The organism is Streptomyces olivochromogenes (assembly GCF_001514115.1).
Classification (GTDB): Bacteria; Actinomycetota; Actinomycetes; order Streptomycetales; family Streptomycetaceae; genus Streptomyces; species Streptomyces olivochromogenes.
In genome coordinates this window covers 98,418-116,280 of sequence record NZ_KQ948455.1, presented here as the reverse complement: position 1 = coordinate 116,280, position 17,863 = coordinate 98,418, and the positions used below count along the sequence as shown (strand labels likewise).

The following is a 17,863-nucleotide window of genomic DNA, read 5'->3' as shown; positions in this document are numbered from 1 at the left end:
GCTGGGATGTTAGACAGCAGTAAGCGACATACGCAATGACCGTTGCACATGATGCAACACGTCACGCAACACCCTTGAAGGGAAGGCTCATGACCGCCTCCGAAGCCGCCGCCCGCCTCGCGGCCGCCCGCGTCGACCACCGCTTCAAGGGCCTCCCCCCGGACGCCGAGGGTCTGACCGTCGGCGAGCTGGCCGCCCAGCGCCGGGACCTCTTCACCGGCGGCTTCACCACCCCCGTCCTCGCCCTGTCCGCCGAGCGCCTGACGCACAACCTCGAGCTGATGGAGACGTACGCCGTCCGCCACGGCCTCGCCTTCGCCCCGCACGGCAAGACCTCGATGGCCCCCCAGCTGTTCTGGCGGCAGATCGAGCACGGCGCCTGGGGCATCACCCTCGCCGTGCCTCATCAGGTCCGCGTGGCGCGGGAGTTCGGGATCGGGCGGATCTTCCTCGCGAACGAACTCGTCGACGCGGCGGCGCTGCGCTGGATCGCGTCCGAGCTGGCGGCCGACCCGGACTTCCGCTTCGTCTGTTATGTCGACTCGGTGCGCGGCGTCGAGCTGATGGACGCCGCGCTGCACGGCTCCACCCGTCCGGTGGACGTGGTCGTCGAGCTCGCCGCCGGTGCGGGGGCCCGCACCGGGGTGCGTACGGAGGCGGAGTGCGCGGCGGTCGCGGACGCGGTGGCCGCGACGCGGACCCTGCGGCTGGTCGGCGTGGCGGGTTACGAGGGCGAGGTCCCGGGGGCGGACCCCGAGCGCGTGCACGCCTGGCTGCGGCGGCTGACCGCGCTGGCGGTGGACTTCGACAAGGCGGGCCGGTTCGAGGGACTGACGGAGATCGTCGTCAGTGCGGGCGGCAGCGCCTGGTTCGACGCCGTCGCGGACGTCTTCTCCGAGCTCCCCGACCTCTCCCTGCCCGTACTGAAGCTGCTGCGCTCGGGCGCCTACGTCTCGCACGACGACGGGCACTACCGCCGGCTGACCCCCTTCACCCGGGTCCCCGAGGAGGGCGCCCTGCACCCCGCGTTCCGCCTCTGGACCCAGGTCGTCTCCCGGCCCTCCCCCGAGCAGGCCTTCGTCAACGCGGGCAAGCGGGACGCGGCGTACGACCTCGATCTGCCCGAGGCCCAGGTGGTGCGGCGGGACGGTGCCGAGCGGCCGGCGACGGGTCTGACGGTGACCGCGCTCTCCGACCAGCACGCGTGGCTGCGCACGGACCCGGAGGCGGACGTGGAGGTCGGGGACTGGGTGGGCCTCGGGCTGTCCCACCCCTGCACGTCCTTCGACAAGTGGCAGCTGATTCCGCTGGTGGAGGCGGACGGCACGGTCGTGGACTACGTCCGTACGTTCTTCTGAGAGCTTCTGAGAGGCCGCTGTGACGAATGTTTCCTGTGTTTCCCGGAGGCCCCTGTGATGGATCTCGTCATCCGCGACGCGGAGGTCGTCGACGGCACCGGAGGCCCCTCGTACCGCGCCGACGTGGGCATCCAGGGCGGCAGGATCACCACCGTGCTCAGGGAGGGGGCGGCGGCCGGCTGTCTGCGGCCCCTCGCCCGGCGGGTCCTCGACGCCGAGGGCCTGGCCCTCTCCCCCGGCTTCATCGACATGCACGCCCACAGCGACCTCGCCCTCCTGCGCGACCCGGACCACAGCGCGAAGGCGGCCCAGGGGGTGACCCTGGAGGTCATCGGCCAGGACGGGCTGTCGTACGCGCCGGTCGACGACCGCACCCTCGCGGAGGTCCGGTCCACGATCACCGGCTGGAACGGACCCGGTGACGACATCGACTTCGGCTGGCGCTCGGTGGGCGAGTACCTGGACCGGCTCGACCACGGCTTCGACGGCGAGGGCATCGCGGTGAACGCCGCGTATCTGATCCCGCAGGGCACCGTCCGGATGCTCGCCGTCGGCTGGGACGACCGCCCGGCGACGGCGCGGGAGCTGGAGCGGATGCGGCGGCTGGTGGCCGACGGGATGCGCGAGGGCGCCGTCGGCATGTCCTCCGGTCTCACCTACACCCCCGGCATGTACGCCCAGGACGCCGAACTCACCGAGCTGTGCCGGGTGGTGGCGGAGTACGGCGGCTACTACTGCCCGCACCACCGCTCGTACGGGGCGGGCGCCCTCGCGGCGTACGAGGAGATGGTGGCCCTCACCCGCGAGGCGGGCTGCCCGCTCCACCTCGCCCACGCCACCATGAACTTCGGCGTCAACGAGGGCAGGGCCCCGGAGCTGCTGGCCCTCCTGGACGACGCCCTCGCCGCGGGCGCGGACATCAGCCTCGACACGTACCCCTACACCCCCGGCTGCACCACGCTGGTCGCGATGCTGCCGAGCTGGGCGAGCGAGGGCGGCCCGGAGGCGATCCTCACGCGCCTGAAGGACGAGGACACGGCCGAACGCGTCCGGCACCACATGGAGGTGACCGGCGCCGACGGCTGCCACGGCGTGCCCATCGAGTGGGACACGATCGAGATCTCGGGAGTCACCGACCCGGCGCTCGCCTCGTACGTCGGCAGCACGGTCCGGCAGTCCGCCGACCGGCTCGGCGAGAGCTCCTGGACGACCGCCCGCCGCCTGCTCCTGGACGACCGGCTGGGCCCGACGATCCTCCAGCACGTCGGCCACGAGGAGAACGTCCGCGCGATCATGCGGCACCGTGTGCACACCGGCGGTTCGGACGGCATCCTGCGCGGCGACAAGCCGCACGCGCGCGCGTACGGCACGTTCCCGCAGTATCTGGGGAAGTACGTACGGGAGTTGGGCGTGCTCTCCCTGGAGGAGTGCGTCGCCCATCTCACCGGCCGCCCGGCCGCCCGGCTGCGGCTGCCCGACCGCGGCCTGGTCCGCGAGGGGTACCGCGCCGACCTCGTCCTCTTCGACCCGGCCACGGTCGCGGCGGGCTCGACGTTCGAGGAGCCGCGCAGACTCCCCACAGGCATCCCGTACGTCCTGATCGACGGCCGGTTCGTGATCGAGGACGGGCGGCGCACGGACGTACTGGCGGGGCGGGCGGTCCGCCGGACTCCCCGGTGACCGCCCGCCGCCGCACAGGGATCACGGCTTGGGCAGGGTGCACCCGCTCGCGCTCAGGTTGAGCTTGTTGCCGGTCGTGAAGCACGCCGGGATCTGGTAGGTCTCCTCGGCGTAGTTGATGCCCGGGTGAATGGTGACGTTGCCGCTCGCATCGACCTCGCAGGGGTTGTTCACCGTGCAGGTCTCGCCGTCCTCGTTACCGGTGTTGTTGACGGCGACGACCTTGCCGGTGGCCTGGTCGATGACCGGCGAGCCCGAGGTGCCGCCGATGGTGTTGCAGGCGGAGGTGTAGCGGATGGAGTCCTTCCAGGTCCAGTCGCCCTCCTTGAGACGGTACGCGAACCCGTCGATGCTGCAGTTGTAGAGCCGCTTCCAGTAACCGGAGGCGACCGTGATGGCGGTGCCGACGGTCGGGTGCGTGTCCTGCACGGTCAGCGCGCTGATGCCGTACGAGTTCTTGATCGTCGTGTAGGTGCTGGTGAGCTGGTAGATCGTGACGTCCGTGTCGGTCATCGTCGAGTACGCGACCTTGCTGGCCCGCAGGGTGGCCACCCGGGTGCCGGCGGAGTTGAGCAGGCCGAAGGTACGGCTTGACGCCTGGTCGACGATCACTTCACCGGGCTCCGGGAAGCCCGTCTCCAGGCAGTGGCCGTTGGAGAGCACGAGCGCCGGGTCGCTGTCCGCGGAGTTGGGGAAGCGGATGACGGAGCCGGAGCAGTTGCTGAGCGCGACGGTCCCGGCGAGGCTGACGGCCTGCAGGGTCGGCGCCGCCGCCTTCGCGTCCGCCTTGACCGCGGACACGGACGTGGACGTGGACGCCGCCGCGGGCGCGGGTGCCGCGACCGCGGGTGCCACGCCCGCCCCGGTGATCACCAGGGCGAAGAGCGCGGCGACGAGAGGCTTTCTCATGTGGGGGTCCCCTCTTGCGACTTGGGCGACCGGAGATCTTCCGGCCACTTCCAGTTTTGTCATGCGCATTGTCAATCGAGGGGACAGGAGGGACAAGGAGCGGTTTCCGGCCATGGGCATGCCGGAGAGGCGGGACGGGGCGTGTCGTATACGCGGGCGAGCGGGCGGGGGTGGAACCCACCGCGGGGTCTGCCGTGGCCCGGACGGAACCCGTCGGGACCGGCGGCTACTTCGGCCGCTTGGTCGCGCCTTGGCCGTGGCCGGGGTTGCCGTTGCCGGCACCGCGACCCGTGGTCGCGGTCGCAGTCGCAGTCGCGGTCGTCGTGGTCGCGGTGGGGCTGATGGCGGGGGTGGTGGAGGTCCCGGCCGACGGGGACCGCGACGCCGTCGTGGACGGCGTCGCCGAGGTGGACGCGGACGCGCCCGGAGAGGTCCGGTCGGCGCTCGCGCCGGAGGCGGCGGGCGAGTCGCCCGGCGTCGTCTCCGCTTCACCGGCGGTCGAGCCACCCGCGGAAGCCGTCGGCTCCGGGGACGTGGACGCACCCCGGCCGCCACCGTCGCTCCGCCCCGAGGGCGCGGAACCCCCGGACGACCCGGAGTCGAACAGTCCCACGACCACCGCGCCGAGGACGACCGCGCACATCGCGCCGCCGGCCACCGCCACCCGTCGCCGCGGGAGCCGCTCCCGGCGGCGGCGCCGCGAGCCGTCACGGCGCCCGGCCCCGGCACGCGCCACGACTCCGTCGCCGCCCGTCCCCGCACCCTGCCCGCCGTCATCGACCGTCCGAGCACCCGGCCCGCCGTCATCGGCCGTCCCCGCACCCGGCCCGTCGTACGCGTCCTGCCAGCCGTGCGCCGCCGCCGGATCCGCGTACGCCTCGTACGCCACGGGCGCCTCGCCGTCGCCACTCGGGAGGTACACCCTCGGCTCGGCCTCGGTCTCACCGTTCTGCCAGGACATGGGCGCGGATTCTAAGGACCGCAAGGGCTTACGGCACAACAGAGGGAAGAAAGCGACCCAAAACGCCACGTCTCACGTGGTGGAAAACACCCCCCGCCGAGCGTTACGCGGCCGTAAGCTCACCGTCATGCAGGTGATCCAGTCGACCAAGCTCGCCAACGTCTGTTACGAGATCCGGGGCCCGGTGCTCGAGGAGGCGATGCGGCTGGAAGCGGCGGGACATCGGATCCTCAAGCTGAACACCGGCAACCCGGCCGCGTTCGGGTTCGAGTGCCCGCCCGAGATCCTGGAGGACATCCTCCGGAACGTGTCGACGGCGCACGGCTACGGCGACGCGAAGGGCCTGCTCGCCGCCCGCCGCGCCGTCGTGATGCACAACCAGACCCTCGGCATCGAGACCGACGTCGAGCACGTCTTCATCGGCAACGGCGTGTCCGAGCTGATCGTGATGGCGATGCAGGGACTGCTGGACGACGGCGACGAGGTCCTCGTACCGGCGCCGGACTACCCGCTGTGGACCGCCGCCGTGTCCCTGTCCGGCGGCACCGCCGTGCACTACCACTGCGACGAGCAGTCGGACTGGATGCCCGACCTCGCGGACGTGGAGCGCAAGGTCACCGACCGCACCAAGGCGATCGTCATCATCAACCCGAACAACCCGACGGGCGCGGTGTACGACGAGGCGATGCTGCGCGGGCTCACCGACATCGCCCGCCGCCACAACCTCCTGGTCTGCTCGGACGAGATCTACGACAAGATCCTCTACGACGACGCCACGCACACCCCGACCGCCTCGGTCGCGCCCGACCTGCTCACCCTCACCTTCAACGGCATGTCGAAGGCGTACCGGGTGGCGGGCTACCGGGTCGGCTGGATGTCGATCTCCGGCCCCCGCGCGCACGCCGACTCCTACATCGAGGGCCTGACGATCCTCGCGAACATGCGCCTGTGCGCGAACATGCCCGGTCAGCACGGCGTGGTCGCGGCGCTCAGCGGGCGGCAGACCATCAACGACCTGGTACTGCCCGGCGGCCGACTGAAGGAACAGCGGGACGTCGCCTACGAGCTGCTGACCCAGATCCCGGGCGTGAGCTGCGTGAAGCCCAAGGGCGCGCTCTACCTCTTCCCGCGGCTCGACCCGAAGGTCTTCAAGATCAAGGACGACCGCCGGATGGTTCTCGACCTGCTCCGCCAAGAGAAGATCATGGTCGTCCAGGGGACCGGCTTCAACTGGCCCGAGTCGGACCACTTCCGGGTGGTCACCCTGCCGAGCGTGGGCGATCTGACCGACGCGGTGACCCGGATCGGGAACTTCCTGGACGGCTACAGCCAGCCGTGACGCTCACACTGCGTGCGCGGGACGACAAGATGTGCGACATGACTCAACTTTAGACGAAATCCAAGCTAGGATGGCTTCCTGAAAGAGCACAGGAGGCCGTCCCCATGTACGAACCGATCCGCACCAAGTCGGTCCACACGACGGCCGGTACCCCCTCCGACTTTCCCCACCGGTCGCGCGAGGAGGAGCTGGACATCCAGCTCGCCGGACACCTCGCGGCGCTCCTCGCGGTGACCGACGAGATCCGCGCGATCGAGCCGTGCGCCGACCTGGACGCGGCGGCCGAGCGGCTCACCGAGCAGGTGGCGCGGCTGCGGGCAGGAGTGGCGCCGGTCCGCGCGTCGTCGGCCGCGGCCGTGCGCGAGTCACGCGTCGTCGCGCTCCACCAGCGGGCCCACGCCCTCGCCGGCCGTGCCCTCGTCGTCGCCGCGTCCCGCGCGGACACCGCGGTCGCGATCCTGGCCGCCGAGCGCATGGACGCCCACGCGCCGGCCGCCGAACCCCGCGCACTCGCGGCTCGCTGAGCGCCCGCGTCCGAGCCCCCGGGCTCCCCCTGTACGGCCCCGGTCCGCGCGCACCCGCAGCGACGTGCGGACCGGGTGCCACACACCCCACCGGTCAGCCGAGGGCGGTGCCCGTCGTCTGCAACCCGAGCGTCGCGAGCAGCGCCAGCTGCTGTGCCGCCTCCGTGCCCGGCGCGGCCGAGCAGATCGTGATCCGCAGGTCCCCGCCCGGCACCGCGAGCGTGTCGCAGTCCAGGACGATCCTCCCCACCTCGGGATGGTGGACCGTCTTGGTGTCGGCCGTGTGGAACCCGACCGCGTGCGAGGCCCACAGCTCACGGAACGGCTCGCTCTCCCGCCGCAGATCCGCGATCAGCGAGCGCAGCCCCCGGTCGTCGGGATAGCGGGCGGTGGCGGACCGCAGATCCGACACCAGGGCCGTGCGCAGCCTCCGCTCCTGCTCCGGGGTGTGCGTGGTCCGGCTGGGCAGACCCGTGAACTGCCGCCACACGTAGTTGCGTTCGCGCCCGTGCCAGCCGGACGGGTCCCCCGCGAGCGCGGCCCACAGCGGGTTCCACGAGATGAGGTTGTACGCCGCGTCGTGCACCCCGATCGGGGACCGGCCCAGCTGGTCCAGGAGGCGCTGCACGCTCGGCGGGATGTGCTGCGAGATGTGTCCGGCCGTGGGCGGGGCGTGCCCGGCCAGCCGGTAGAGGTGGTCGCGCTCGGGCTCCGACAGGCGCAGGGCGCGGGCGAGCGCGCCGACGACCTGGCCGGAGGGGGCGGTGGCCCGGCCCTGTTCGAGGCGGGTGACGTAGTCCACCGAGAGTCCGGCGAGCTGCGCCAGTTCCTCCCTGCGCAGTCCGGGTGCCCGGCGTACGCCGCCCCTCGCCAGCCCGGCCTCCTGGGGTGTGGTCCGGTCGCGCCAGTACCGCAGCACGGCACCCAGCTCTCCGTGCTCCCGAGGGTCCCGAGGGTCGTGAAGGTCTCGTCGGCTCACCCCTCCATGGTCCTCCCCCTGCGCCGCCACAGCCTGGTACTGCCGGTCCCCCCGACACGGACGGCTCGAAGCCGCCGTTCCGGTTGCATACCGGGATCGGTCGGACACCCTCCGTTCACCCGGCACGACCGGGAATGTTGGGTTCCGGGAGCACTCTCCTCGGTGTGAGACGCATCGCGGGAATCGTCCTGGCGGTCCTGCTGATCGGCGGCGTGGTAGCAGCCGTCGTCGCAGGCCGCGAAGATCAGGACAAGCGCACGGCAACGAAGACCGTGCAAGGAGTGATCGGATCGGAGAAGGCGGAGTTCTTCGCCGATCCCGACGTGGTGAAGGCCCTGGCTGCCAAGGGCTTCACCGTGAAGACGGAGACCTCCGGGTCCTGGGCCATGGACGGTCTGGACCTCAAGGGGTACGACTTCGCCTTCCCCTCCAGCCAGGCCCCGGCCGACGAGCTGGCCGCCAAGTTCCACGTACGGCAGCCGCTGCCGCGCCCCTTCTACTCGCCCCTCGTGGTCGTCGCGCACCGCAGCGCCGCCGAGGTCCTGGCGGCGAACGGGCTCGCGACCGTCGGCAAGGGCACCGGCACGCTCAAGATGGCCGCCTACCTCAAGGCCGCCGCGCAGGACCGGACCTGGCAGCAGCTCAAGGGGGCCGCGGCGCACGGCGAGTTGACCGGCACGCTCTTCATCGCCAGCACCGATCCGAACACCTCCAACTCCGGCGCGCTCTACCTCGCCGCCGCCTCGTACGTCGCCGATGGAGGCCGCGTCGCGTCCAGCGCCGCCGCCGTCGGACGGACCGCGCCCCTCATGCACAAGCTCGTCAGCGTCCAGGGCGCCCAGCAGTCCAGCACGGACGCGGCGTTCCGTGACTTCATCAGCGGGGCCGGGAACCCGCTCGTGCTCGTCTACGAGTCGCAGGTCGCCGCGCTGCTCAACCAGGGCCAGGACGTCGGTGACCTCACCGTCCTCTACCCGGACACCACGGCGAACAGCGACCACACCGTCGTACCCCTCACTCCCGAGGGCCGCGCGCTCGGTGAGCTCCTCAGCAGTGACCCGACCCTGCGCAGGCTCGCCGTCAAGCACGGGTTCCGGCCACAGGGCGCGACCGGGGAGTTCACGGCGGCCACCGCCGCCCACGCCACGTATCTCAACCAGAAGCTGACCGGCGTCCGGCAGGCGCCCGTGCCCGCCTACAAGGTGCTGCACGAGATGGCGCGCCGCGCCGGGAACTAGGGGGAAAAGCAAGTGACGACCGAAGACACCTTCACCCTCACACCGCCCGAGGCCGTCGCGCCCGTGCCCCGTGAGAAGGCGGGCGGGCTGGTGCCCGTCGACCCGTCCGTGCAGGACGAGATGGCCCGCCGGGCCGCCGAGTACGTCGGCTCTCTCGCCGCCCTCGACGCCCGCTCGCCCGAGTTCGCGGGCAAGGTCGGGGAGATCGCGGGTCTGGGCGGGAGCGAGATGCGGGGCGCCGCCGCGCAGTCCAACCGCATGCTGGAGCGCACCCTGCGCAGCCTGCCCGACAAGGGCGGGGACGCCCAGTCGCACGTGGCGGGCTCGCTGGTCGAACTCCGCCGTGTGGTCGAGGACCTGGACCCGCGCGACCTGCCCGCGAGCAAGGGGCGGAAGTTCCTGTCCAGGCTGCCCGGCGGCAACAAGCTGCGTGACCACGTCGCCAAGTACGCCTCCTCGCAGGCCACCCTGAACAAGATCGTGGGCTCGCTGCGCGGCGGCCAGGACGAACTGCGCCGCGACAACGCCGCGTTGCAGACCGAGCGCGTCCGGCTCTGGGAGACGATGGGCAAGCTCCAGGAGTACGTCGTCCTCACCCAGGCCCTGGACACGGCGGTCGAGGAGCACATCGCCGGCGCCGAGGCCGTGGACCCCGCGCAGGCCGACACCCTGCGCGCCGACGTCCTCTTCCCCGTCCGGCAGAAGCACCAGGACCTGCTGACCCAGCTCGCGGTGTGCGCGCAGGGCTATCTGGCCATGGACGTGGTCCGGCGCAACAACGACGAGCTCATCAAGGGCGTCGACCGCGCCGCCACCACCACGGTGTCCGCGCTGCGCATCTCCGTGATGCTGGCCTCCTCCCTGGAGAACCAGCGCAAGGTCGTCGACCAGGTCAACGCCCTGCGCGGCACGACCGAGGACCTGATCCGCGGCAACGCCGAGATGCTCGCCACCCAGAGCGGGGAGATCCAGCGCATCGCCGCCGACCCGGCCGTCGGCGCGGAGACCCTGCGCACCGCCTTCCAGCAGATCTACCGCACGCTCGACGCCATCGACACGTACAAGGTCCAGGCGACCGAGTCCATGGCCGCAACGGTCGAGTCCCTGACCTCCGAACTCCAGCACGCGAGCGCCTACCTGGAGCGCAGCCGCTCGCAGGGCGCCCTGGAAGGAGGCTCCGCGTGAGACGTCGTAGGGCCTACGCCCTCGTGTCCCTGCTCGCCGTCACGGCCACCGCCGCGGTCACCGGCTGCACGGCGCAGGACCAGAAGCAGCACTCCGACAGCAACGCCCCCGAGCCCGGCACCCTGCGCGTCCTCGCCTCCAGCGAGCTCAGCGACATGGCGCCGATCCTCGAACAGGTCCGCAAGGACACCGGCATCAAGGTCCGCCCCACCTACATGGGCACCCTCTCCGCCGTCGACCTGCTCGCGAAGGGCAAGGTGGACGGCGCGTACGACGCGCTGTGGCTGTCGTCCGACGACTATCTGCGGCTGCGCCCCGAAGCGGCGAAGAAGGTCGTCTCGGAGACGCCGATCATGTCGAGCCCGGTGGCGATCGGGGTGAAGCCCGCGACCGTGAGCGCGCTGGGCTGGAAGCCCGCGGACGTCACCTGGTCGCAGGTCGAGCAGGCCGTCGCGGACGGGAAGCTGACGTACGGCATGACCGACCCGGCCCGCTCCAACTCCGGTTTCTCCACGCTGATCTCGGTGGCCTCGGGCCTTTCCGGGGCGCAGTCGGCGCTCACCGACGCGGACGTGGCGAAGGCGACCGGGCGCCTGAAGGAGTTCTTCAAGGGGCAGAAGCTGACGTCGGGGTCCTCGGGCTGGCTGGCGACGACGTACGAGCGGCGCGGCACCGTGGACGCCCTGCTCAACTACGAGTCGATCCTCACGGGCATGAAGGGACTCACGGTCATCCGCCCGCGCGACGGCGTGGTGACCGCCGACTACCCGCTCTCCTCGCTCGCCTCCTCCAGCAAGGACACCCGCGAGAGTGTCCGCCGCCTCACCGAGGCGCTGCGCGCTCCGGCCGTGCAGCGGGAGATCACGCAGCAGACGCGGCGCCGCCCGGTCGTCGCCTCCGTCGCCCCGGCGGCCGGCCTCGACACCGGCCGTCGGCGTGAACTCCCCTTCCCCGGCAGCCGGTCCGTCGCCGACCACCTCCTGGACTCCTACGAGAACAAGCTCCGCCGGCCCTCCCGGACCGTCTACGTCCTCGACACCTCGGGCTCGATGGAGGGCGGCCGGCTCGACCGGCTGAAGAAGGCGCTCACCGGGCTGACGGGCGACTTCCGCGACCGCGAGGAGGTGACGCTGATGCCGTTCGGCTCGAAGGTCAAGAGCGTCCACACGTACGTGGTGCGGCCCGAGGACCCGAAGACCGGTCTCGACGGTATCCGCAAGGACACCGAGGCACTGAGCGCCTCCGGCAACACCGCGATCTACACGTCGCTGGAGAAGGCGTACGAGCATCTGGGCGCGGGCGGCGACACGTTCACGTCGATCGTGCTGATGACGGACGGCGAGAACACGCGCGGCGCCGACCCCGAGGACTTCGACGGCTTCTACGGCCGGCTGCCGGGCGGGCAGAAGGAGATCCCGGTCTTCCCGATCCTGTTCGGCGACTCCGACCGGGGCGAGCTCCAGCACATCGCCGACCTGACCGGCGGCCGGCTCTTCGACGCCCGCAAGGGTTCGCTCGACGGCGCCTTCGAGGAGATCCGTGGCTACCAGTAGGAACCCCCTGAGGTATCTGGAGTCCCGCAAGAACCTCACCGGCAGCGCCTGCGGGCTCGTCGGTCTGGCCCTCACCTTCGCGGGGGTCGCGGGCCCGTACTGGCCGGTCGTCGTCGCGGGGCTGTACGGGGCGGGCGCCCTGATCGCCCCGCCGGAGCGGCCACAGCTGCCGGACTTCCCCGACCCCTCGGCCCAACTGGAGGAACTGCGGGGGGACTTCGGCCGTCTGCGGGAGTACCTGGGCGGTGTGGAACTGCCCCCGGCGGCCGCGGGCCGGCTCACCGAACTGACCGAGCTCCTGACCGCGCTGCTGGATCCCGGGTGGGTCGCCGAGGTGCTCGCGCAGGACCCGGAGGGCATGCACGCGCTGTCCCGCGCCGTACGGCAGGACATCCCCGAGGCCGTCGACACCTTCGTACGGACCCGGTGGTGGACCCGGCTCACGCCCGGCACCGAACCGCCGGAACGCCACCTGGAGCGCCAGCTCACCCTGCTGTACGAGGAGGCGGACCGGCTCGCGGTGGCCCTGCGGGAGGTCGAGGCCCGGCGCCAGGAGTCGCACACGCGCTATCTGGAGGACCGCGGTCGCTCGCAGTGATCACCCGCCGCCCAGGTGCTTCGCGGCGACCGCCAGGGCCACCACCAGCGCGACCAGCAGGGCGACCTTCAGTGCCGGGCTCAGGCGTCCCTCCGGCCGCTCCTCCTCCATCGGTGGCGGGTCCGGCAGCGGGAGCGGCGCGGGCCCGTTGAACACGTCGTGGCCCGTGGTCGCCACCCGCGTGCACCACGGGCAGGACGTCAGATGGGAGCCGTACGCGTGCAGGGGGCGGATCGCGCAGATCCGCACCTGGGAGCGCTCCTTGTTCAGGGCGCGCAGCCAGGCCTCCGCGGGGGGCCGGGCGGCGGGGGCGAGGACACCGGGGCCGAACGCGGCGCGGGCCAGGGTGAGCAGGTCCGGCGGCAGGACGGAGGGGTCGACGGTGCCGCGCGGGATGACGACCCGCTCGGGGCGGACCACGTACGAGCAGCTGGCGGCGATGTTGTCCTTGACGGTCGACTCGGACGCGCTGTCGTGCGGGACGCCCCCGAAGGGGTGGTTGCCGGCCGTCAGGAGCTGGTAGACGAGGACCGCGAGGGCGAAGTCGTCGGTGGCGCGGCTGGCCGGGCCGCCCGCCTGGCGCTCGGGGGGCGAGTAGTCGGTGGTGTGCATCAGGCAGGGGAAGAGTTCCCCGGTCGCCGGGTCGGTGAAGGCGATGGAGTCGCAGTCGAGGAAGGTGACGAAGCCGTTCGCGTCGACCACGACGTTGCTGCTGGAGAAGTCGCCGATGACGAGGTTGTCGTGGTGCATGCGGGCGGTCATGAACGCGAGGTTCCAGGCGACACCGAGCAGGAAGCGCCAGTCGGCCCGCTCGGGGAAGAGCTTGCGCCGCTGGGCACGGGTGAACAGGCCGATCAGCTGGATGTGCGCGGGTTCGCCGAAGCGCCGCATGGCATAGCCGAGGAACTCCCCCCGCGCGCCGCGGGCGAGGGCCGTGGGCCAGGCCAGTTCGGGTGGCTGGAAGGCGTTGGTGGGGCGGGCGGCCAGCGGGGACATGGTCAGCATCCGGGTCAGCCGGCGCTCCTGCTCGGGGCCCGGGGGGTCGCGGTAGAGCTTGACGACGATCCCGTCGTCGCCGACCACCGGGAAGACGGCCGCCTGGCCGCCGCCCTTGAGAGGCAGTTCCGCGAGGGTGACGGGCTTGCCGTCCAGGAACACGGTCAGGCCGCTCATGGGCGGGCCTTGCGGACGGCCCGCAGCAGGGTCTTGTCGTCGGCGTTCAGGGCGGTCAGCCGGTCCGACCTCAGCAGCGCGGCCAGTGCCTCGTGCGCGTTGTCCGAGACCGGTCCCGGAGCGTCCAGGGAGCGGAAGACGGCGTCGGCGAAGGACGCGTTCGGGCTCGACGCGCCGCCGGCGGAGCGGTTGAGCGCGGCCTGCGCGAGTCCGTCGGTGGACAGCAGCACCCCGTCGATCCCGGGGTCGGACACACAGGCGGTGCGCACCCAGCGGGCCGCGTCCGGTGAGGTGAGGAACACCGTCTCGTTGCTGTACTCGCTGGCCTCGGCGGCCTGCGGCAGCAGATGGAACTGCCGCTCGCCGTCCTCCGTACCGGCGCGTACGACGACGAAGCCGTCGCCCAGGGTGAGATGGCCGAGCCAGCCCGGAGTGAGCACCACGACGGTGAGGGTGGTGGCGAAGTCGGGGGCGTCCGCGCCGGTCGTGTCCAGGAACACCTTGCTGACGTCGCGGAAGGCGTCCACGAGCAGTTCGCGCACGGCGGTTCCAGGTCCGCTGTCCGCCGCCGCGGCCGCCCGCCGTCCGAAGTGCTCGGCGGCCAGTTCCACCGCGAGCAGGGAGCCCTCGTCGGAGCGCGGCCGGCTGCCCGCGCCGTCGGCGACCGCGAGCACCGCCAGCGAGGGCGACACCGTGTACGCGCAGGCGTCCTGGCAGGGCAGGCCCTGGCGCCGGTGCCGGTAGCCCTCGACGCTCATGCCGTGCACGCGCCACGGCGACTCCCGCTCGCCCCTGTCCTTCGCGCCCCTGTCCGCCATCGGTCAGGATTCCCAGGCCGGGCGCTGGGTCTTGAACTGGCTGAAGATCTTCTCGAAGACCTCGTCGCCCGCGCCCTTCTGCTCGGCGTTCGCGCTGGCGGACATCATCTGCAGCAGCTCGCGGAAGGGGAAGCCCTGGAGGCGGGCGTGGAACTTGGGCGCGAAGGCCTGGAGGACCTGTTCGCCCATGTCGGTGATGCCGCCGACGCCTATCGCGTAGAGCCGGAAGCGGCGGGCGCGCTGTTCCTCGGCGAGGACGGGGATCAACCGGTGCCAGGAGTCGGTGAGATGGCCCGTGCCGTCGGTCGGCAGCCCGTCGGTGACCAGGCAGATCTGCGGCCGGTAGTACTGAAGTCCGGAGGCGCGCAGCTCGGCCTTGCGGGCGGCGACGATGTGCATCGACAGCTCCAGCGCCTCGGTCATCAGTGTCACCCCGGCCGCGGCGAGCCGGGGCGGCCGGAAGAGGTGGGCGGGCACGAAGGGGCTCACCGGGGCGCGCGGGTCGAGGAGTTGGGGTCCGCGCCAGGCGCCGACGCCCTGGCCGCCGAAGGTGATGACGGCGACCTCGACGCTGTAGCTGAGGCTGACGTCGTCGTGCAGTTCCCGGGTCCACTCCGTGAGCGCGTTGTTGAGCGTCTGGATGGGCGCCCCCGCCATGGAGCTGGAGGTGTCGAGGCAGAGCACCAGCGGCAGGCGCTGTGCGTTGTTCTCGAACTCGATGTCGGCGTACTCCGCCGGCAGCGTGGGCGGGTATTCGCTGTGCATCTTCGTCTCTCCTGGTGTGCGAACTCAGGGCCGCGTGTGCTGGTCGTGGCGCCCGGCGGCCGTGGGGAAGGCGTACAGGACGTCGGAGTCCCGTTCGCGTGCGTCGGTGACGTCGACGAGTCCGCCGGGGAGGGGCGGCGGGCTCCCGGGGTCGGCCCAGACCGCGCGGTACAGGACGTGGTCCAGTTCGACATAGCCCTGGGGGTGCAGTTCGGTACGGACGACGGCGGTCCGCGCGGGTTCCTTCCCCTCGCCGGCCTCGCGTGCGTGGCGGGGGGCGGGTGCGGCCCTGAGCCGGGTGGTCGGCTCGTCGGACGCCCGGGGTCGCGGGGCCGGTGCGGTGGCCGATGCGGTGGCCGGTGCGGTGGCCGGGGCGGCGGGCTCGGCGGAGGGCGTGGCGGAGGGCGTGGGGGCGGGCGTGGCGAGGTGGGGGACGGCGGTCGCGCTCGCGGGGCCCCGGGAGGAGCGGCGGACGAGGACCAGGAAGGCGGTGAGGAGCAGGACGAGCAGGGCGCAGAGGGCGGTGAGCGCGGTGGTCTTCTTGTCGAAGAGCGGGCCGGTGGACTTCGTGTCCTTGGCCTGCCCGGAGGCGGCGTGGGCCGTGGGAGGCGTGCCGGTGGCCGGGTCGGCGGGCGCGGGCGCGTCGACGGAGTAGGCGTGCTGGGAGCGGTCGCTCGTCTGGTGCGCCCCGATCAGGTCGCTGCCGCGCAGGGAGCGGGTGGCGAGGCGGGCGCACAGGTCGTCGCGGTTGTCGACGTCGCAGGCGCCCACGGCCTTCAGGTCCTGCACGGCCTCGGGCGAAAGCCGGTCGATGTGGGCGCTCGCCTCCACCCAGCGGACCCCCGCGAGCAGCAGCAGGGCCGTGCCGCCCGGGCCGGTGTGCTGGTTCGCCGGCACTTCGACGATGAGGTGGTTGCGGCTGGTCGTCACCACTTTCCGCTCGACGCCGCGGCGGGCCCGCTGGTCCCCGTCGAACGGCAGCGCGTCGTTCAGGGTGACCACGAAGGTGCCTTCGCCGATCCAGCGGAACCAGCAGTTCAGGCGTGCGGGGAAGTCCGTTTCGCAGGACGCCGCGGCCGCCGTCGTCGTCCCCGCCGACACCAGAGTGGCCAGTATTCCCAGAATCCCGATGAAGTACAGCGAACGCCTCATGGGCAACCCCCCGTGGCCTGAAAGGCACTCGCCCAATAGTGGGGGCAACCGGCGGGCACCCGGAAGGGGTTCGGGGCACACGCCGGTTCTCACTTCTACAACTTGAATACCTGATGGCAGCGGGTGAACATCTGCCGCGCCCGTTCCACCCAATCACTGGCCAAAGCATCGAAATCCGTTTGGGTCATCCGGCAGGTCAGCGGCAGATCGCAGACTCCGGCGAGACAGGGGCGCGGTCCTCGTACGTCCCACACGGACAACATGGGATTCAATTGTTCGGTATTCCATGCGTTCGATGCCGCGGCGGCGACCGCGAGTTGGTCCTGGCGCAGATAATGACCGTCCGTCGCGAAGGCGACAAGAAGTCTCTTGGTAGTCATGAAGCGCACCGTTATCATCCGTCCCGTTTCCTTGAGATCGAATTGCAGGGACACGGAAACGGTGTCGGTCTCGGTGTGGTAATTCCGTCGGGCGACCCAGTTCTGCACCAACCGGCGCCAGTGCGGGCCGACTTCGAGAATGTCGTGGTCCCTGGCGGGAACGGACTCCCGGCCGGGAAAGGGATCAGACGCCGCCACGGCCCACCGCCTCGGCGACCATCGCGTCGGTCAGCCCGGCGTCCAGCAGCGCCTGGGCGTGCAGCAGCAGACACGAGGGCACGGACACGCTCGTGCCGGCCCCGCGGCGGACCGCCAGCTCACGGGTGCGCGCCTTGATGCTGCGGGCCACGGTGGGCGGAGGCCAGGAAGCCGACTTGGCCGGAAGCTCCAGCAACTCGGTCAGAAGGTCCGCCAGTTGAGGGCGGTCCTCGGGCCGCTTGGCGAGGCAGTGTCCGATGAGTTCCCGCATTCCCGCCGGTACGCCGTCGAGTTCGGGCTCGGCGAGCACGACCCGGTAGCGCACCGCCTCCCCGCTGCCGTGCGGCGGGCGGCCCGTGAGCGCGTACACCAGCACTCCGCCGAGGGAGAAGACGTCGCTCGGCGGCCCCACCCGCTCACCCTTGATCTGCTCGGGCGACATGAACGGCGGGGTGCCGACCACGACGCCGACCTGGGTGAGCCCGGGAGCACCGTCGACCCGGGAGATCCCGAAGTCGATGACGCGGGGCCCGTCGGAGGCGAGGAGCACGTTCGCCGGTTTCAGGTCCCGGTGCACCACGCGGGCGGCGTGGATGGCCCCCAGTGCCTCGACCAGGCCCGCGCCGAGCCGTCGTACCTGCGGCTCGGGCAGCGGGCCGTCGGTGCGGACCGCCTCGGCGAGTGAGGGGCCGGGGACGTACATCGTGGCGAGCCAGGGCAGTTCGGCCTCGGTGTCGGCGTCGACCACGGCGGCGGTGTACGCGCCGCTCACGACCCGGGCGGCGGCGACCTCGCGGGCGAAGCGCTCCCTGAACTCGCCCTGCGCCGCGAGTTCGGGGCGGACCACCTTCACCGCGACCTCGCGCCCGGCGGGCGAGCGGCCGAGGTACACCCATCCCATACCGCCGGAGCCCAGTCGCCCCACGATGCGGTACGGGCCGATCTTCATGGGGTCACTGACGGGTGTGCGCACCCCGCTCACCTCGTTTCGGGGTTCCTTGCAGGATGTCCCGAGTGTCCCGCGAAACGCCCGTCCGGGCGGAGGTGATACGA

17 protein-coding genes are annotated in these 17,863 nt (G+C 71.8%); 8 read left to right on the top strand and 9 right to left on the bottom strand.

Annotated features, from left to right (window positions below; translation table 11 throughout):
• Positions 1-89: 89 nt before the first annotated feature.
• Together AQJ27_RS15650 and AQJ27_RS15645 are read left to right on the top strand one after the other, a co-directional pair.
• Positions 90-1,358 (top strand): amino acid deaminase, encoded by a 1,269-nt coding sequence (locus tag AQJ27_RS15650; RefSeq protein WP_067368205.1) that lies wholly within the window; start codon positions 90-92, stop codon positions 1,356-1,358.
• A 57-nt stretch (positions 1,359-1,415) separates the two neighbouring features.
• The gene (locus AQJ27_RS15645) at positions 1,416-3,038 is read left to right on the top strand and encodes an N-acyl-D-amino-acid deacylase family protein (protein WP_067368202.1); all 1,623 of its coding nucleotides are present in this window, start codon (positions 1,416-1,418) and stop codon (positions 3,036-3,038) included.
• 21 nt (positions 3,039-3,059) lie between these two features.
• Here AQJ27_RS15645 and AQJ27_RS15640 read toward each other — a convergent pair whose 3' ends face one another.
• Both AQJ27_RS15640 and AQJ27_RS15635 read right to left on the bottom strand, forming a co-directional pair.
• A complete protein-coding gene (locus tag AQJ27_RS15640; protein WP_067368199.1) occupies positions 3,060-3,947 on the bottom strand; it encodes a S1 family peptidase in 888 nt (295 codons plus the stop codon).
• Between the two features lie 226 nt (positions 3,948-4,173).
• Complete coding sequence (locus tag AQJ27_RS15635; protein ID WP_067368196.1) at positions 4,174-4,908, bottom strand: hypothetical protein; 735 nt, start codon at positions 4,906-4,908, stop codon at positions 4,174-4,176.
• A 127-nt stretch (positions 4,909-5,035) separates the two neighbouring features.
• On the opposite strand from AQJ27_RS15635, the gene AQJ27_RS15630 reads away from it, so the two are divergent.
• Positions 5,036-6,247, top strand: a complete 1,212-nt coding sequence (locus AQJ27_RS15630; RefSeq protein WP_054234800.1) for a pyridoxal phosphate-dependent aminotransferase — start codon at positions 5,036-5,038, stop codon at positions 6,245-6,247.
• A gap of 104 nt (positions 6,248-6,351) precedes the next feature.
• The gene (locus AQJ27_RS15625) at positions 6,352-6,771 is read left to right on the top strand and encodes an SCO4983 family protein (RefSeq protein WP_067368193.1); all 420 of its coding nucleotides are present in this window, start codon (positions 6,352-6,354) and stop codon (positions 6,769-6,771) included.
• A 94-nt stretch (positions 6,772-6,865) separates the two neighbouring features.
• Here the strand turns inward: AQJ27_RS15625 and AQJ27_RS15620 are convergent, their stop codons facing one another.
• Positions 6,866-7,750, bottom strand: a complete 885-nt coding sequence (locus tag AQJ27_RS15620; protein WP_067368190.1) for a helix-turn-helix transcriptional regulator — start codon at positions 7,748-7,750, stop codon at positions 6,866-6,868.
• Positions 7,751-7,914: 164 nt separating this feature from the next.
• On the opposite strand from AQJ27_RS15620, the gene AQJ27_RS15615 reads away from it, so the two are divergent.
• The 4 genes from AQJ27_RS15615 to AQJ27_RS15600 are packed head-to-tail and all read left to right on the top strand — an operon-like array spanning position 7,915 to position 12,324.
• Positions 7,915-8,988 carry a substrate-binding domain-containing protein gene (locus AQJ27_RS15615; protein WP_067368186.1) on the top strand — a complete coding sequence of 358 codons (1,074 nt, stop codon included), beginning with the start codon at positions 7,915-7,917 and terminating at the stop codon, positions 8,986-8,988.
• Positions 8,989-9,000: 12 nt separating this feature from the next.
• Positions 9,001-10,173 carry a toxic anion resistance protein gene (locus AQJ27_RS15610; protein WP_067368183.1) on the top strand — a complete coding sequence of 391 codons (1,173 nt, stop codon included), beginning with the start codon at positions 9,001-9,003 and terminating at the stop codon, positions 10,171-10,173.
• Positions 10,170-11,726: a substrate-binding and vWA domain-containing protein gene (locus tag AQJ27_RS15605; RefSeq protein ID WP_067368179.1), complete on the top strand. Its 1,557-nt coding sequence runs from the start codon at positions 10,170-10,172 to the stop codon at positions 11,724-11,726. The genes AQJ27_RS15610 and AQJ27_RS15605 overlap by 4 nt, the downstream gene beginning before the upstream one ends.
• Positions 11,713-12,324 carry a hypothetical protein gene (locus tag AQJ27_RS15600; RefSeq protein WP_235613518.1) on the top strand — a complete coding sequence of 204 codons (612 nt, stop codon included), beginning with the start codon at positions 11,713-11,715 and terminating at the stop codon, positions 12,322-12,324. The genes AQJ27_RS15605 and AQJ27_RS15600 overlap by 14 nt, the downstream gene beginning before the upstream one ends.
• On the opposite strand, the gene AQJ27_RS15595 is transcribed toward AQJ27_RS15600, so the two are convergent.
• The 6 genes from AQJ27_RS15595 to AQJ27_RS15570 form a co-directional block, all read right to left on the bottom strand.
• A complete protein-coding gene (locus tag AQJ27_RS15595) occupies positions 12,325-13,497 on the bottom strand; it encodes a hypothetical protein (protein WP_067368177.1) in 1,173 nt (390 codons plus the stop codon). It lies immediately after the preceding gene.
• Positions 13,494-14,315: a PP2C family serine/threonine-protein phosphatase gene (locus tag AQJ27_RS15590; protein ID WP_067368174.1), complete on the bottom strand. Its 822-nt coding sequence runs from the start codon at positions 14,313-14,315 to the stop codon at positions 13,494-13,496. The genes AQJ27_RS15595 and AQJ27_RS15590 overlap by 4 nt, the downstream gene beginning before the upstream one ends.
• 3 nt (positions 14,316-14,318) lie before the next feature.
• Positions 14,319-15,080 (bottom strand): vWA domain-containing protein, encoded by a 762-nt coding sequence (locus tag AQJ27_RS15585; protein ID WP_067368171.1) that lies wholly within the window; start codon positions 15,078-15,080, stop codon positions 14,319-14,321.
• Positions 15,081-15,104: 24 nt separating this feature from the next.
• Positions 15,105-16,232 carry a hypothetical protein gene (locus tag AQJ27_RS15580; RefSeq protein WP_067368168.1) on the bottom strand — a complete coding sequence of 376 codons (1,128 nt, stop codon included), beginning with the start codon at positions 16,230-16,232 and terminating at the stop codon, positions 15,105-15,107.
• A 95-nt stretch (positions 16,233-16,327) separates the two neighbouring features.
• Complete coding sequence (locus AQJ27_RS15575) at positions 16,328-16,753, bottom strand: hypothetical protein (protein WP_096239864.1); 426 nt, start codon at positions 16,751-16,753, stop codon at positions 16,328-16,330.
• 43 nt (positions 16,754-16,796) lie between these two features.
• Positions 16,797-17,783, bottom strand: a complete 987-nt coding sequence (locus tag AQJ27_RS15570) for a serine/threonine-protein kinase (RefSeq protein WP_067369242.1) — start codon at positions 17,781-17,783, stop codon at positions 16,797-16,799.
• Positions 17,784-17,863 lie beyond the last annotated feature (80 nt).

Bases quoted from the DNA above. Each gene is read 5' to 3' on its own strand.
- AQJ27_RS15645 (WP_067368202.1), top strand. From the start codon at position 1,416: ATGGATCTCGTCATCCGCGACGCGGAGGTCGTCGACGGCACCGGAGGC.
- AQJ27_RS15640 (WP_067368199.1), bottom strand. From the start codon at position 3,947: ATGAGAAAGCCTCTCGTCGCCGCGCTCTTCGCCCTGGTGATCACCGGG.
- AQJ27_RS15590 (WP_067368174.1), bottom strand. From the start codon at position 14,315: ATGGCGGACAGGGGCGCGAAGGACAGGGGCGAGCGGGAGTCGCCGTGG.
- AQJ27_RS15585 (WP_067368171.1), bottom strand. From the start codon at position 15,080: ATGCACAGCGAATACCCGCCCACGCTGCCGGCGGAGTACGCCGACATC.
- AQJ27_RS15625 (WP_067368193.1), top strand. From the start codon at position 6,352: ATGTACGAACCGATCCGCACCAAGTCGGTCCACACGACGGCCGGTACC.
- AQJ27_RS15580 (WP_067368168.1), bottom strand. From the start codon at position 16,232: ATGAGGCGTTCGCTGTACTTCATCGGGATTCTGGGAATACTGGCCACT.
- AQJ27_RS15635 (WP_067368196.1), bottom strand. From the start codon at position 4,908: ATGTCCTGGCAGAACGGTGAGACCGAGGCCGAGCCGAGGGTGTACCTC.
- AQJ27_RS15650 (WP_067368205.1), top strand. From the start codon at position 90: ATGACCGCCTCCGAAGCCGCCGCCCGCCTCGCGGCCGCCCGCGTCGAC.
- AQJ27_RS15595 (WP_067368177.1), bottom strand. From the start codon at position 13,497: ATGAGCGGCCTGACCGTGTTCCTGGACGGCAAGCCCGTCACCCTCGCG.
- AQJ27_RS15630 (WP_054234800.1), top strand. From the start codon at position 5,036: ATGCAGGTGATCCAGTCGACCAAGCTCGCCAACGTCTGTTACGAGATC.